At 73.9% G+C, this 12,050-nt stretch carries 12 protein-coding genes; 6 read left to right on the top strand and 6 right to left on the bottom strand.

Annotation, left to right across the window (positions count from 1 at the left end; translation table 11 throughout):
- Window positions 1–6: 6 nt before the first annotated feature.
- From ASD90_RS18905 to ASD90_RS18895, 3 genes are read right to left on the bottom strand one after another with little or no spacing between them, the layout of a single operon-like run.
- Window positions 7–324, bottom strand: a complete 318-nt coding sequence (locus tag ASD90_RS18905; RefSeq protein WP_056759890.1) for a PLD nuclease N-terminal domain-containing protein — start codon at window positions 322–324, stop codon at window positions 7–9.
- 12 nt (window positions 325–336) lie between these two features.
- Entirely contained in the window at window positions 337–1,521 is a 1,185-nt protein-coding gene (gene menE, locus ASD90_RS18900) for an o-succinylbenzoate--CoA ligase (RefSeq protein ID WP_056759888.1), read from the bottom strand.
- The gene (locus ASD90_RS18895) at window positions 1,521–3,206 is read right to left on the bottom strand and encodes an MFS transporter (protein WP_235506796.1); all 1,686 of its coding nucleotides are present in this window, start codon (window positions 3,204–3,206) and stop codon (window positions 1,521–1,523) included. The genes menE and ASD90_RS18895 overlap by 1 nt, the downstream gene beginning before the upstream one ends.
- A 130-nt stretch (window positions 3,207–3,336) precedes the next feature.
- Here ASD90_RS18895 and ASD90_RS18890 point away from each other — a divergent pair, with 130 nt between their 5' ends.
- Window positions 3,337–4,314: an alpha/beta hydrolase gene (locus ASD90_RS18890; protein WP_056759884.1), complete on the top strand. Its 978-nt coding sequence runs from the start codon at window positions 3,337–3,339 to the stop codon at window positions 4,312–4,314.
- A 24-nt stretch (window positions 4,315–4,338) separates the two neighbouring features.
- Here ASD90_RS18890 and ASD90_RS18885 read toward each other — a convergent pair whose 3' ends face one another.
- On the bottom strand, window positions 4,339–5,298 hold the full coding sequence (locus tag ASD90_RS18885; protein ID WP_056759883.1) for a 1,4-dihydroxy-2-naphthoyl-CoA synthase: 960 nt from the start codon (window positions 5,296–5,298) through the stop codon (window positions 4,339–4,341).
- 35 nt (window positions 5,299–5,333) lie between these two features.
- On the opposite strand from ASD90_RS18885, the gene ASD90_RS18880 reads away from it, so the two are divergent.
- The 4 genes from ASD90_RS18880 to ASD90_RS18865 all read left to right on the top strand — a co-directional run bounded on the left by ASD90_RS18880 (window position 5,334) and on the right by ASD90_RS18865 (window position 7,993).
- Window positions 5,334–5,834 carry an NUDIX domain-containing protein gene (locus ASD90_RS18880; protein ID WP_056759880.1) on the top strand — a complete coding sequence of 167 codons (501 nt, stop codon included), beginning with the start codon at window positions 5,334–5,336 and terminating at the stop codon, window positions 5,832–5,834.
- Between the two features lie 135 nt (window positions 5,835–5,969).
- A complete protein-coding gene (locus ASD90_RS18875; RefSeq protein ID WP_056759878.1) occupies window positions 5,970–6,230 on the top strand; it encodes a hypothetical protein in 261 nt (86 codons plus the stop codon).
- 21 nt (window positions 6,231–6,251) lie between these two features.
- Window positions 6,252–7,256: an o-succinylbenzoate synthase gene (locus ASD90_RS18870; RefSeq protein ID WP_056759876.1), complete on the top strand. Its 1,005-nt coding sequence runs from the start codon at window positions 6,252–6,254 to the stop codon at window positions 7,254–7,256.
- Complete coding sequence (locus ASD90_RS18865; RefSeq protein ID WP_056759875.1) at window positions 7,253–7,993, top strand: 3-keto-5-aminohexanoate cleavage protein; 741 nt, start codon at window positions 7,253–7,255, stop codon at window positions 7,991–7,993. The genes ASD90_RS18870 and ASD90_RS18865 overlap by 4 nt, the downstream gene beginning before the upstream one ends.
- A 115-nt stretch (window positions 7,994–8,108) precedes the next feature.
- Here ASD90_RS18865 and menD read toward each other — a convergent pair whose 3' ends face one another.
- Both menD and ASD90_RS18855 read right to left on the bottom strand, forming a co-directional pair.
- A complete protein-coding gene (gene menD, locus ASD90_RS18860; protein ID WP_056759873.1) occupies window positions 8,109–9,854 on the bottom strand; it encodes a 2-succinyl-5-enolpyruvyl-6-hydroxy-3-cyclohexene-1-carboxylic-acid synthase in 1,746 nt (581 codons plus the stop codon).
- A 10-nt stretch (window positions 9,855–9,864) separates the two neighbouring features.
- Window positions 9,865–11,160: an isochorismate synthase MenF gene (locus tag ASD90_RS18855; protein ID WP_056759871.1), complete on the bottom strand. Its 1,296-nt coding sequence runs from the start codon at window positions 11,158–11,160 to the stop codon at window positions 9,865–9,867.
- 94 nt (window positions 11,161–11,254) lie between these two features.
- Here ASD90_RS18855 and ASD90_RS18850 point away from each other — a divergent pair, with 94 nt between their 5' ends.
- Window positions 11,255–11,947 carry a demethylmenaquinone methyltransferase gene (locus tag ASD90_RS18850; RefSeq protein ID WP_056759869.1) on the top strand — a complete coding sequence of 231 codons (693 nt, stop codon included), beginning with the start codon at window positions 11,255–11,257 and terminating at the stop codon, window positions 11,945–11,947.
- Window positions 11,948–12,050 lie beyond the last annotated feature (103 nt).

The following is a 12,050-nucleotide window of genomic DNA, read 5'->3' as shown; positions in this document are numbered from 1 at the left end:
GTCCTTCTACAGCTTGCGGAGGAAGTCGGGGTCGTCGTCGGGGCCCATGGGGCCGCGGGGCCCGGGCGGTCGCCGGCCGGGGCCGCGCGAGGCGGGACCGGGTCCACCCCGGGCGTCGCTGCGCCCGGCAACGAGCCAGAAGATCGGCCCGAGCACGGGAACGAGCACCGCGATGAGCCAGACGGTCTTGGGCATGACCCGCACGAGCCGCCGGTCGGTCTGCAGGCAGTCGACCAGGGCGTAGATCGTGGCGAAGACCACGAGGGCGACGAGCACGACGCGCAGCACGACGACCTCCTTCGGCGACGGGTGGGACACCCTCATCTTGCCACCCGTTCAGGCGGGGCCCTGCACGGCGCGTCGGATGGCCGCCCGATCGGGTTTGCCGGGCCCCCGCTGGGGGATCGCGGCGAGCACGAGCACCCGTCGCGGCAGCGCCGCGTCCGGGAGGATGCCGCGGAGCCGCTCGCGCACCTGGCGGGTCGTCAGGTGCCCGGTCGGGTCGACGAGCGTCACTGCGGCACAGACGGACTCGCCCCACTCGGGGTCGGGCAGCCCCAGCACGACGACGTCGAGGACGTCGTCGAGGTGCCGGGTCATGGCGTCCTCGACGACACCGGGGTTGATCTTGAGGCCCCCGGTGTTGATGACGTCGTCGGCTCGGCCGTCGATGACGAGCAGGCCGTCGTCGTCGAAGTGGCCGAGGTCGTCGGTGCGGAACCAGCGGACGCCGTCGGGGTCGACGGTGAACGCGTCTCGGCTCAGGCGGCCCCCGCCGAGGTAGCCGTGGGCGACGGTGTCGCCGCCGAGCACGACGTGCCGGTCGTTGTCGACGTGGACCCGGCTGACGGGAAGGGGCATCCCGTCGTAGACGCAGCCCCCCGCCGTCTCGCTCATCCCGTACGTGAGGCTGAGGGTGACCCCCAGCGTGCGGGCGCGCTCGACGAGGGCCGGTGGGGTGGCGGCGCCGCCGACCAGGACACCGTCGAAGGCACGCAAGGCCTCGAGCCCGACGGCGTCGTCGACGAGACGGGCCAGCTGCGTCGGCACGAGCGCCGTGTAGCGGCGGGGCGCGGCACTCGTGGGGCGCACCAGGTCGGCGGCCCGCGCGAAGCCCGCGACCGAGAAGCCGTCGCGCAGGTCGAGCACCTCGGGCGTGACCCCCGAGGCCAGGGACCGGAGCAGCACCTGCAGCCCGGCGACGTGGTGCGCGGGCATGGCGAGCAGCCAGGCACCGCTGCCGCCGAGCACCTGGTGGGTGGCCCAGGCGGACCGCTCGAGCGCGTCGGCCGTCAGCAGTGCGCGCTTGGGTCGTCCGGTCGATCCCGACGTGCCGATGGCGACCGCGAGGCCGTCGGGCAGCTCGGCGGGGTCGTGGGACGGCAGGGACGGCGGTGGGTCGTCAGCGGCATACGGCAGCACGGGGGAGCGGCCGGTCAGGGCCGCCTCGAGGTCGGGCAGCACGTCGAGGACGGCGGGCCCGGCGGGGACCGCCAGGGGGCGGGGGGACGGCGCGGCCATCAGGCACGTCTCGCTCTCGGGGGTGCGGTGGGTGCGGTGGGGGTGGCGCGTCGGCGCTGCCGGGCGGCCATGAGGACGGTCCAGACGAGCGCGACGGCGCAGACCGGGAAGCCGATGTGGGGGTTGAGGGGGAGCACGATGCCGAGGGTGCCGCCGACGACCCACAGCACCTGGAGCATGGTCTCGGACCACGCGAAGACCGACGTGCGGACGTTCTCGGGGACCTCGCGCTGCACGAGGGCGTCGAAGCCCAGCTTGGACAGCTGCGCCGACATGCCCTGGACGAAGCCGAGGATCACGAGCGTCCACACGGCGTACCAGAGGCCCGTCGCGATGCAGCAGACCGTGGCCGCGAGCACCGACACCATGGCGATGCGTTCGGGCCGCTGGTCGCGCACGACGTTGCCGACGACGCTGCCCATGCCGTTGCCGACGCCGATGGCGACCGCGATGAAGGCGAGGACGAGCTCGCCGCGGACGCCGTCGATGGGGTGCTCCTTGGCGAGGAACGCCATGAAGAGGATGAGGAAGCCGGTGAGCACGCGCGTGCCGCCCGTCGACCACATGGCGTGCATGACGGGCCACGGGATCGCCTGCTTGCGCCGGCGGAAGCGGCCGACGGGTCCCAGCGAGTCGACCGTGAGCGCCTCGCCCTCCGAGGGCGTATGGCGCCGGGCCGGGTCGTCACCCCAGCCGCGCTGGGTGCCGCGGAGCGAGCTGGGCGCGGGCGCGACGCCGCCGTCGGCGCTGCGCACCGGGATCGGGGTCGTGTCCTCGATGGAGACCTCGCCGAGCGAGCTGTCGACGCGCGCCGGCAGGCGGATCGCCTGGACCGTGCCGACGACGAAGACGACGAAGGCCACGCGCAGAGCCCAGGCCGGGCCGGCGAGCAGGGCCATGCCACCGAGGGCGCCCCCGACGACGGCACCGACGACGCCGGCCATCGAGACGCGCGAGTTGGCCTTCACCAGAGTCGTGCCCGGCGGCAGGAGCCGTGGGACGGCCGCCGCCCGCGTGATGGTGTAGGCGCGGGAGGCGACGAGACAGCCGACCGCGGCGGGGAAGAGCCAGCTGCTGTCGGTGGTGATGGCCTCGGCGAGCACCCAGCAGAGGAAGGCCCGCACCGCGAGCGTCGTGCCGATGGCCCAGCGCCGCCCGTGCGAGAAGCGGTCGAGCAGCGGCCCGATGAGCGGCGCGACGAGGACGAACGGGACCATCGTCAGCAGCAGGAACGTCGCGACGTCGCTGCGGGCCTGAGCCGTCTGCGGGTTGAGGAAGAGCGTGCCGGCCAGGGCCAGCGTCATGATCGTGTCGCCCGCGGTGTGGCTGGCGTGCAGCTCGGTCATCCGCGCCAGGCCGCTCTCGCCGGCCCCGCCCGAGTGGGTGTACGCGTGCGCCTTGGCGGCGGCGAAGCGTCCGGAGCGGGCGGTCAGGCGGGCCGTGCCGGAGGCGGCGCGTCCGAGCCCGCGACCGACGGCGCGCGTCGCGTTGGCCACGGTGGTGCGCGGTGGCTGGCGGAAGTCCGCCGGTCGGCCGCCCTCGGGCACGTCCGGGGTCTCGGGGGCGGGAGGGGGAGCGGCCGAACCGTCGGGCCCGTGCGGGGTGCGCGCCGCGGCGGGATCACGCGGCGCGGAACCGGGCGCGCGACGGCCAGCGCTGGCGCGGCGGTCGTCGCTCGGTTCCACTCCAACATCCTGCCTTGTCCCGGTCCCGGTCGTGCGCCCGACACCGGCTTCGGCACAGTCCGCCGTCCCGCCCACGGAACGGCGGCGTCCCCGCCGCCGCTGGGCCCTGCTCCGTGGTTACCCTCAGGTCGTGACGACCGTGCCGGACGAGGGAGTGACGGGCACCGGTTCGACGGCTCCCCGTCGCCCGCGAGCCCGCTTCACCGTCGTGCTCGGGATCCTGTGGCTGGTCGTGCCCCTCGTGCTCTTCCTCCTCGACCGGTCCGTCCTGCTCGCCGGCAACCCGGCCCAGGTCATCGCGCTCGCCGCGAGCGGCCTGATCGGCGTCGTGCTCCTCGTGCGGGACCGCTCGGACGACCCGCGAAAAGCTCCCGTCCGGCCATGGCTGACGGTCGTCGGTCGGGTCGTGGCGGTGCTCGCGACCGTCGTCGTGCTCGGGGCGCTCATCTGGCTGCGCCCGTTCGGTGCGACGCCCGCAGCGGTGTCCGCGATGTCGGGCAGCGCGGACGTCCGCGTCACCGACGCCCCGGCCCACATCGTCATCGAGCCGACGAGTGGCACGCCCACCCGCGGCCTGGTCTTCCAGCCCGGAGCCCGCGTCGATCCGCGCGCCTACGTGCCCATGCTCTCGGAGGTGAGCCGGCAGGGCGTCATCGTGTTCGTCGTCAAGCCGCCCTTCGGCATCGGCTTCCTCGCCATGACGGCACCCCACGCGTTCATCGACCGCCACCCCGAGGTGACGTCGTGGACCCTGGCCGGGCACAGCCTCGGTGGTGTCGTCGCGGCCACCTTCGCCCACGACCACCCGGGCCTCGTCCGGGGACTGGCCCTGTGGGCGTCCTATCCCGTCGACTCGCTCGCAGACCGCGGCGACCTGGCCGTCGCGTCGGTGAGCGGCACCCGCGACGGCTTCACGACCCCCGCCGACATCGAGGCGAGCCGGCCCCTGCTCCCGGGCGACACGGCATACACCCCCGTCGAGGGGGCCGTGCACTCCTACTTCGGCGACTACGGCGAGCAGCCCGGCGACGGCACGCCGACGGTCAGCCGCCCCGAGGCGCAGCGACAGATCGTCGCGGCCACCGTCGCGCTCCTCGACACCCCCTGACGCCCAGCGGCGCCCACGGGCGCCTCAGAAGTACCAGGGGAACGGCGACCAGTCCGGCTCGCGCTTCTCGAGGAACTGGTCGCGGCCCTCGACGGCCTCGTCGGTCATGTAGGCGAGGCGCGTCGCCTCGCCGGCGAAGACCTGCTGGCCCATGAGGCCGTCGTCGGTGAGGTTGAAGGCGAACTTCAGCATCCGCTGGGCCTGCGGGCTCTTGCCCATGATCTCCGTGGCGACCTGCAGGGCCTCGCGTTCGAGGTCCGCGTGGTCGGCGACGATGTTGACGGCGCCCATCCGCTGCATGTCCTCGGCGGAGTAGGTGCGGCCCAGGAAGAAGATCTCGCGGGCGAACTTCTGGCCGACCATCTTGGCGAGGTAGGCGCTGCCGTAGCCGGCGTCGAAGGAGCCCACGTCCGCGTCGGTCTGCTTGAAGCGGGCGTGCTCGCGGCTCGCGACGGTCAGGTCGCAGACGACGTGGAGCGAGTGGCCACCGCCGGCGGCCCAGCCGTTCACGACCGCGATGACGACCTTCGGCATGGTGCGGATGAGCCGCTGCACCTCGAGGATGTGCAGCCGGCCGCCCTGGGCCTTCGTGCGCGCCGCATCGACGGTGTCGGCCGTCTCGCCCTCGGCGTACTGGTAGCCGGAGCGACCGCGGATGCGCTGGTCGCCGCCGGAGCAGAAGGCCCACTTGCCGTCCTTGGGGCTCGGGCCGTTGCCGGTGAGGAGCACGACGCCGACGTCCGGTGTCATGCGGGCATGGTCGAGCGCGCGGTAGAGCTCGTCGACGGTGTGCGGGCGGAAGGCGTTGAGCACCTCGGGGCGGTCGAAGGCGATGCGCACGACGCCCGACTCCGCGTGCGGGCGGCCGGCCACGGGCCGGCGGCGGTGGTAGGTGATGTCGGTGAGGTCGAAGCCCTCGACGGGCGCCCACTCGCTCGGGTCGAAGATCTCGGACACGGCGCTCTGGCCCGGCTCGCTGCTCACGGACCGACCCTATCGGCGGCGTTAGGGTCGGCCGTATGCCGATCCCTCCCTACGTCTCCCACCTGCGCACCATGGTCGGCACCGAGCTGCTGTGGATGCCGGGCGTCACGGCGGTCGTGCTGCGCGCGGCCGCTGACGGCGCCGACGAGGTGCTGCTCGTCAAGCGCTCGGACAACGGCGCGTGGACGCCGGTCACCGGCATCGTCGACCCGGGCGAGGACCCCCACGTCACGGCGGTCCGCGAGGTCGAGGAGGAGGCGTGCGTCGTCGCCGAGGTGGAGCGGCTCGTGTGGGTCTCGGCGAGTGGTGTGGTGACGCACGTCAACGGCGACCTGGGGCAGTACCTCGACCACACCTTCCGGTGCCGCTGGGTCTCGGGGGAGCCGCGCCCGGGTGACGACGAGTCGACGGACGCGCAGTGGTTCCCGCTCGACGCGCTGCCGCGGATGGGGCAGGTCTTCCACGACCGCATCGCCGTGGCCGTCGACAACCCCACCGACGTCCGCCTCGGCCCCCTCCCCGTCCCCCACGAGTGAGCGCGCCGTCCCGACCCGGAAGGGGTGACATCTGTCAGGGGGAGGTGCTGACAGAGGGACGGGTCCAGCGAGCCGCATCGGGCCTACCGTTGAGGGAGCAGGGGCCAGCCGGTCCCACGGACGGAGGAGACCCACGTGTTCTCGCCACGCAACGTCATGATCGCCGGAGCCGTGCTCGTCGCCGTCGCGCTCGGCTCGTCGGGCCACGGCATCTGGTGGCTGTTCGGCCTCCTGTGGGTGCTGCCCCACGCGGGCCGTCGCGGCCACCGCCACGGGTACGCCTGCGGGGGAGCGTCCCGACGGCGTCAGGACCGTGGGCTCCCGCACGACGAGCCCGTGCCCACGTCGCAGCCCGACCCGACGCAGGACCGGCACCAGGCGTTTCCCGTCCGCTGACCGGTCGGTGAGGATGGGGGCATGACGACGCTGCCCCCTGCCGACGAGCTCGTGGCCCGCGCCCACGTCGTCGCCCTGCCGATGCGGGTCCGCTTCCGCGGCGTCGACGTGCGCGAGGCGCTCCTCATCGACGGCCCGGCGGGCTGGGGCGAGTTCAGCCCGTTCGTCGAGTACGCCGACAGCGAGTCCGCGGGCTGGCTGGCCGCCGGGCTCGAGGCCGCGTATGCCGTGTGGCCGGCTCCCGTGCGCGACGCCGTGTCCGTCAACGCGACCGTCCCGGCCATCGGCCCGGATCGCGTGCCCGAGGTGCTCGCCCGCTTCGACGGGTGCACGACGGCGAAGGTCAAGGTCGCCGAGCGCGGCCAGACCCTCGACGACGACGTCGACCGTGTCGCCGCCGTCCGGTCCGCCATGGGTCCGTCGGCGCGCATCCGCGTCGACGCCAACGGCGGGTGGGACGTCGAGTCTGCCACGGAGGCGCTGAGGCGGCTCACGGCATACGACCTCGAGTACGCCGAGCAGCCGTGCGCGGGCGTCGAGGAGCTCGTCGAGCTGCGAACGGCATTGGCGCACAACGGGATCGACGTCCTAATCGCCGCCGACGAGTCGATCCGCAAGGCCGATGACCCGATCCGTGTCGCGAGACTCGGCGCGGCAGACGTCGTCGTCGTCAAGGTCGCGCCGCTCGGCGGGGTGAATGCTGCGCTCGAGGTCGTCGAGGCGTGTGGCCTCCCCGCCGTCGTGTCGTCCGCGCTCGACACGAGCGTCGGGATTGCGGCCGGGGTGGCCCTCGCCGCGGCGCTGCCGTCGCTCGACCACGCGTGCGGGCTCGGCACGGTCGGCCTCTTCGAGCGTGACGTCTCGGCGACGCCGTGGCGCCCGACGGGCGGACTGCTGACGACGGGACGTGCCGTGCCCGACCCGGAGGCACTCGCCGACCTCGCGGCGCCACCCGACCGGCAGCAGTGGTGGCGCGACCGGCTCGTCCGCTGCCACGCCGTGCTCGAGAGCGGCGGCGCCCCGTGATCAAGGCCTGCCTCAACGGCGACCGCACCCGGGCCCAGCACCGCACGGTGCCGCAGACCCCGGACGAGCTGGCTCAGGCCGCCTCCGAAGCGGTGGCGGCCGGCGCGTCCATGGTGCACGTGCACCCGCGGGACGGGTCCGGCCGCGAGACCCTCGATACGCGGCACGTCGTCGACGCCGTCGTCGCGATCCGCGCCGCGACGCCCGGTCTGCGGGTCAGCGTCTCGACGCGTGACGGCATCGTCGACAGCGCCCGTCGCAAGCTCGCCCACGTCTCGGAGTGGCCGTCACCCGATCTGGGCGGCCCCGACTGCGCCAGCGTCAACTGGCACGAGGACGGCGCCGTCGAGGTCGCAGCGGCCTTGCGTGACAACGGATCCGGTGTCGAGGCCGGCCTCTGGACCCCTCTGGCGGCCAGCAGTTTCGCGGAGACCAGCTGGCCGTGGCAGGTCGAGCGGGTCCTCGTCGAGCTCATCCCCGGCGTGATGCCCGGCTCCGACGGGCCGTGGGCGGCCGAGCGCATCCTTGCCGCGCTCGGCATGTCGCCGGTGCCGGTCCTCGTGCACGGGGAGGGGCGCTGGGCCTGGCGGGTTCTGCGCTGGGCCCAGGCCGCGGGCTACGACGTGCGCATCGGTCTCGAGGACACGCGCTACCTGCCCGACGGCAGGGAGGCGCGGGACAGTGCCGAGCTCGTCGCGGCGGCGGTGCGCTCCGAGCCGAGCGCTGCGTCGCAGTAGCCGGTGCCCGACGCGCCGGGCTGACCACCGCAACACACCGAGCAGGTCGCAACGCACCGCGATCCGATCCCGGTGGGTTGCGACCTGCTCGGTGAGTTGCGGGGTGGCTCCCGACTCAGCCGTGCCCGTCCCCGGGGCGAGGCACGGCCTGCTGGGCCAGCTCACGCAGCCACGCGCCCTCGGCCCGGCGGTCGGCGCGCGAGACCGGGACCTCGAGCACCCTGGTGCCGGAGAACTCCTCGGCCAGTGCCACTCCCAGTCGGCCGAGGTCGTCGACGCGTTCGTATGCCGTGTGGTGCGCCGCGCACAGCGCCCCGAGGTCGGTGCCGTGCGGGGTCGCGAAGACGCGTTCGAAGGCACTCGCATAGCGGCGGTCGCCCTGCTCGAGCGTGCTGAAGATCGCGCCGCCGTCGTCGCTGAGGACGACGAACGTGAGGTCCGGTCGCCCTTCGTCCCGACCGGTCAGCAGGCCGTTCGTGTCGTGGAGGAAGGTCAGGTCGCCGAGGTAGGCGATGGTGCGAGCGGCCCGCGATCGGCTGAGTGCGATGCCGACCGCCGTCGACACCATGCCGTCGATGCCGGCGAGGCCGCGGTTGCCGACGACGAACCGGTGCTCGAGCGGCGCCCATGGAGTCGCCATGACGTCGAGGTCGCGCACGGGGTTCGACGAGCCGACGACGAGCGTGGTGTCGGCTCCCACGGCCGCACCCACGACTGCTGCGACGGCGAGCGGCGACAGTGCCCCGTCACCCGGCGCTCGTGACGGATCTCCTGCTGGCGCAGCGAGTCCCGCATCGATGAGCCGACTCAGGCGGGCGTCGGCGACACGCCACGCGTCGAACCAGGCCGGGTCGTCGGGACGGTCGACCCGCGGCACGACGTCGAGCACGCGGGCGACCCGACCGGGGTCGGTGGCCACGCCGTCGCGACCACGGACGGAGAGGACCTCGAGGCCCGGGTCGCTGATCAGGCTCGTGACGGGGCGCGACAGGGTCGGGTGGCCGACGACGACGACGCGCTCGACGTCGCCACGCAGGGCGGTCCCGAGCAGCAGACGGCCCGTGCGCAGGGCCTGGCGGCCGATCCGCGCCCCCGAGGTGGGCTCGGCGACGAGCGGCCAGCCGGCGGCCTCGGCGAGCAGGCGTGCGGCCGGTCCGGCGTCGTCGCCGGCCACGACGAGGGTGCGTGGCCCGAGCGGCAGGACCTCACCGTCGGTCGGCACCCACACCGACGCCTCGACGTTCCCGTCCTCGCGCGACCCCGTGCCCGGCCGGGACTGCGCCGTGGCGCGGTCGGCGTCGTCGGAGGGGCGCTGCCACCAGGTGTCGGGGCCGCCGGCGGACGGCAGCAGGTCGCCGTCGAGCTGGACGTTGAGCTGGGTCGGCCCCCGCCGCGAGCACGCCTGCGCCACAGCATCGCCCAGGTCGGTGTCAGCCGTCGCGTCCGTCAGGTCGTGGCACGGGGCGAAGACGCCGAAGATCCCGGCCTGGTGCGTCGTCTGGTTGGCCCCCGTGCCCCGCAGCCGGTCGGGCCGGTCGGCGCTGACGACGACGACCCGACGCCCTGTGTGGTGCGCCTCCATGACCGCCGGGAGCAGGTTGCCCACGGCCGTGCCCGACGTCGTGACGACGGCGACCGGTCGCCGCGAGCCGGTCGCGAGACCGAGTGCGAGGAAGCCGGCGGACCGCTCGTCGACGCGCACGTGCAGCCGCAGGTCGCCGTCCCGGTCGGCCGCGTCGAGGGCGAGCGCGAAGGGGGCGGAGCGTGACCCCGGTGCGAGCACGACGTCGCGCACGCCTCCGAGCCACAGCCGTTGCAGCACGTGCAGCGCCAGGTCCGGTGCACTCCGACGACCGGTCACCCTCGCCCCGTCAGTCGCTCGCGAGCGCGTCGCGCATGGGGATGAGCTTGGCGTTGGACTCGGCCACCTCGGACTCGGGGTCGGACCCCGCGACGATCCCGCACCCGGCATACAGCGTGATCTGCGACGGGTTGCCGGCGTCGAAGGCGCCGCTGCGCAGGGCGATGCCCCACGCGCCGTCACCGCTCGCGTCCATCCATCCGACCGGGCCGGCGTAGCGCCCACGGTCCATGTGCTCGAGCTCGCCGATCAGCTCGACCGCGCGCGCCGTCGGCGTGCCGCCGACGGCGGCCGACGGGTGCAGCGACGCCGCGAGCGTCAGGGCCGAGGCGTCGTCGGCGCTCACCGCGGCGACGTCGGTCGCGAGGTGCATGACGTTGGGCAGGTGGAGCACGAAAGGTGCCTCGGGCACGTTCATCGACGAGCAGTGCGGGGCGAGGGCATCGGCGACCGAGCGCACGGCGTACTCGTGCTCCTCGAGGTCCTTGGACGAGCGGGCCAGGGAGGCTGCGAGCGCGAGGTCCTTGGCGTCGTCACCGGTGCGCCGGATCGTGCCGGCGAGCACGCGCGAGGTGATGAGTCCCTGGTCGCGCCGCACGAGCAGCTCGGGCGTGGCGCCGACGAGGCCGGCCACCGAGAAGACCCACGTGTTCTCGTAGCGCTCGGCGAGGCGACGCAGCAGCCAGCGGGGGTCGATGGGTCCGGATGCCGTCGCGACGAGGTCGCGGGCGAGGACGACCTTGTCGACCTCACCCGCCCCGATGCGCTGGACCGCCTCGGCCACGGCATGGGCGTAGTCGGCGGGGGACACCCGGCCGTCGGCAAAGGCGACATCCCGCGGAGGCTCGGGATCGCTTGCGACAGAAGGCTTCTCGAGGAGCGTCAGCTGCGGGTCGAGTGAGACGGTGGTGAGCCACGTCTGGCCGTCGCGGCGGCCGACGATGGTCGACGGCACGACCAGGCGTGCCGCCTCGACCGAGTCCGACGCGAAGGGGAACGAGCCGAAGCACACGAGGCCCGTGCCCGGCCGGCCGACCTCGTCGCGCACCACGGCGTGCTGGCCGATCTCGCGCCACCAGGCCTCGGCCTCGCGGAAGCGGTCGGCGCCGTGGGCCTCGAACGTCAGCGCGGAGCCCCACCCGACGAGGCCCTCGCCGCGGCGCACCCACGACAGCAGCTCGTCGTGCGGGACGTCGGCGGGAAGGTAGGCGAGCAGGGGGTCCGCGGCCTCGAGGGGCACCGTGCGGACGACGACCGTCGGGCCCGCGGCGGGGGACGGCGCTTCGGGGGCGGGAAGCGTGGACATCGGTGGCAACTCTACGGCCGAACCCGAGCGGGCTCGTTCGCGCGGTCGCCGGTGCGACCCGACCCACACCTGTCGTGGGTGCGAGGATGACCGCATGACCCGTGCGCACCTGGACAAGAAGCCGGTCGACGTCGCGTCGATGTTCGACACCGTCGCCGAGAAGTACGACGTGACCAACGACGTGCTCTCGCTCGGCCAGGACCGGCTGTGGCGCCGGGCCGTCGTCAAGGCCGTCGACGCGAAGCCGGGCGAGCGCATCCTCGACATCGCCGCAGGCACCGGCACGTCGAGCGAGCCGTGGGCCAACGCGGAGATCGAGGTCGTCCCTGCCGACTTCTCGCTCGGCATGCTGCGGGTCGGCCGGCGCCGCCGCCCCGACATGGCCTTCACGGCCGCCGACGCGATGAGCCTGCCGTTCGCCGACGAGAGCTTCGACGTCGTGACGATGAGCTTCGGGCTGCGCAACGTCGCCGACGCCGAGACCGCGCTGCGCGAGTTCCTCCGCGTCACCAAGCCCGGCGGGCGCCTGCTCGTCTGCGAGTTCAGCCAGCCGGTCAACAAGGTCTTCCGCACCGTCTACACGAACTACCTCATGCGGGCGCTCCCGCCCGTGGCGCGCCGCACGTCGAGCAACCCCGACTCCTACGTCTACCTCGCCGAGTCGATCCGCGCGTGGCCGCCGCAGGGCGAGCTCGCCCGCGTCGTCGAGGCCGCCGGCTGGCAGCAGGTCGGCTGGACCAACCTCACGGGCGGCGTCGTCGCGCTGCACCACGCCACCAAGCGCTGAGCCTCTCCCCACGGCAGGCTTGTCGAGAGTTAGGCATGCCTTATCTGACAAGCGCGAAATCGCGGGAATAGACTCCCGGAGTTAGTTCGTGAAGATCTTCACA

Origin of the sequence: Terrabacter sp. Root181 (genome assembly GCF_001428505.1) — a bacterium.
Classification (GTDB): Bacteria; Actinomycetota; Actinomycetes; order Actinomycetales; family Dermatophilaceae; genus Terrabacter.
Note: the sequence above shows the minus strand (reverse complement) of the source record. Positions and strands in the feature narration are given on the sequence as shown.

Excerpts from the sequence above, each read along its gene's own strand:
- ASD90_RS18905 (WP_056759890.1), bottom strand. The coding sequence starts at position 324 with ATGAGGGTGTCCCACCCGTCGCCGAAGGAGGTCGTCGTGCTGCGCGTC.
- menE (WP_056759888.1), bottom strand. The coding sequence starts at position 1,521 with ATGGCCGCGCCGTCCCCCCGCCCCCTGGCGGTCCCCGCCGGGCCCGCC.
- ASD90_RS18880 (WP_056759880.1), top strand. The coding sequence starts at position 5,334 with ATGCCGATCCCTCCCTACGTCTCCCACCTGCGCACCATGGTCGGCACC.
- ASD90_RS18870 (WP_056759876.1), top strand. The coding sequence starts at position 6,252 with ATGACGACGCTGCCCCCTGCCGACGAGCTCGTGGCCCGCGCCCACGTC.
- ASD90_RS18855 (WP_056759871.1), bottom strand. The coding sequence starts at position 11,160 with ATGTCCACGCTTCCCGCCCCCGAAGCGCCGTCCCCCGCCGCGGGCCCG.
- ASD90_RS18850 (WP_056759869.1), top strand. The coding sequence starts at position 11,255 with ATGACCCGTGCGCACCTGGACAAGAAGCCGGTCGACGTCGCGTCGATG.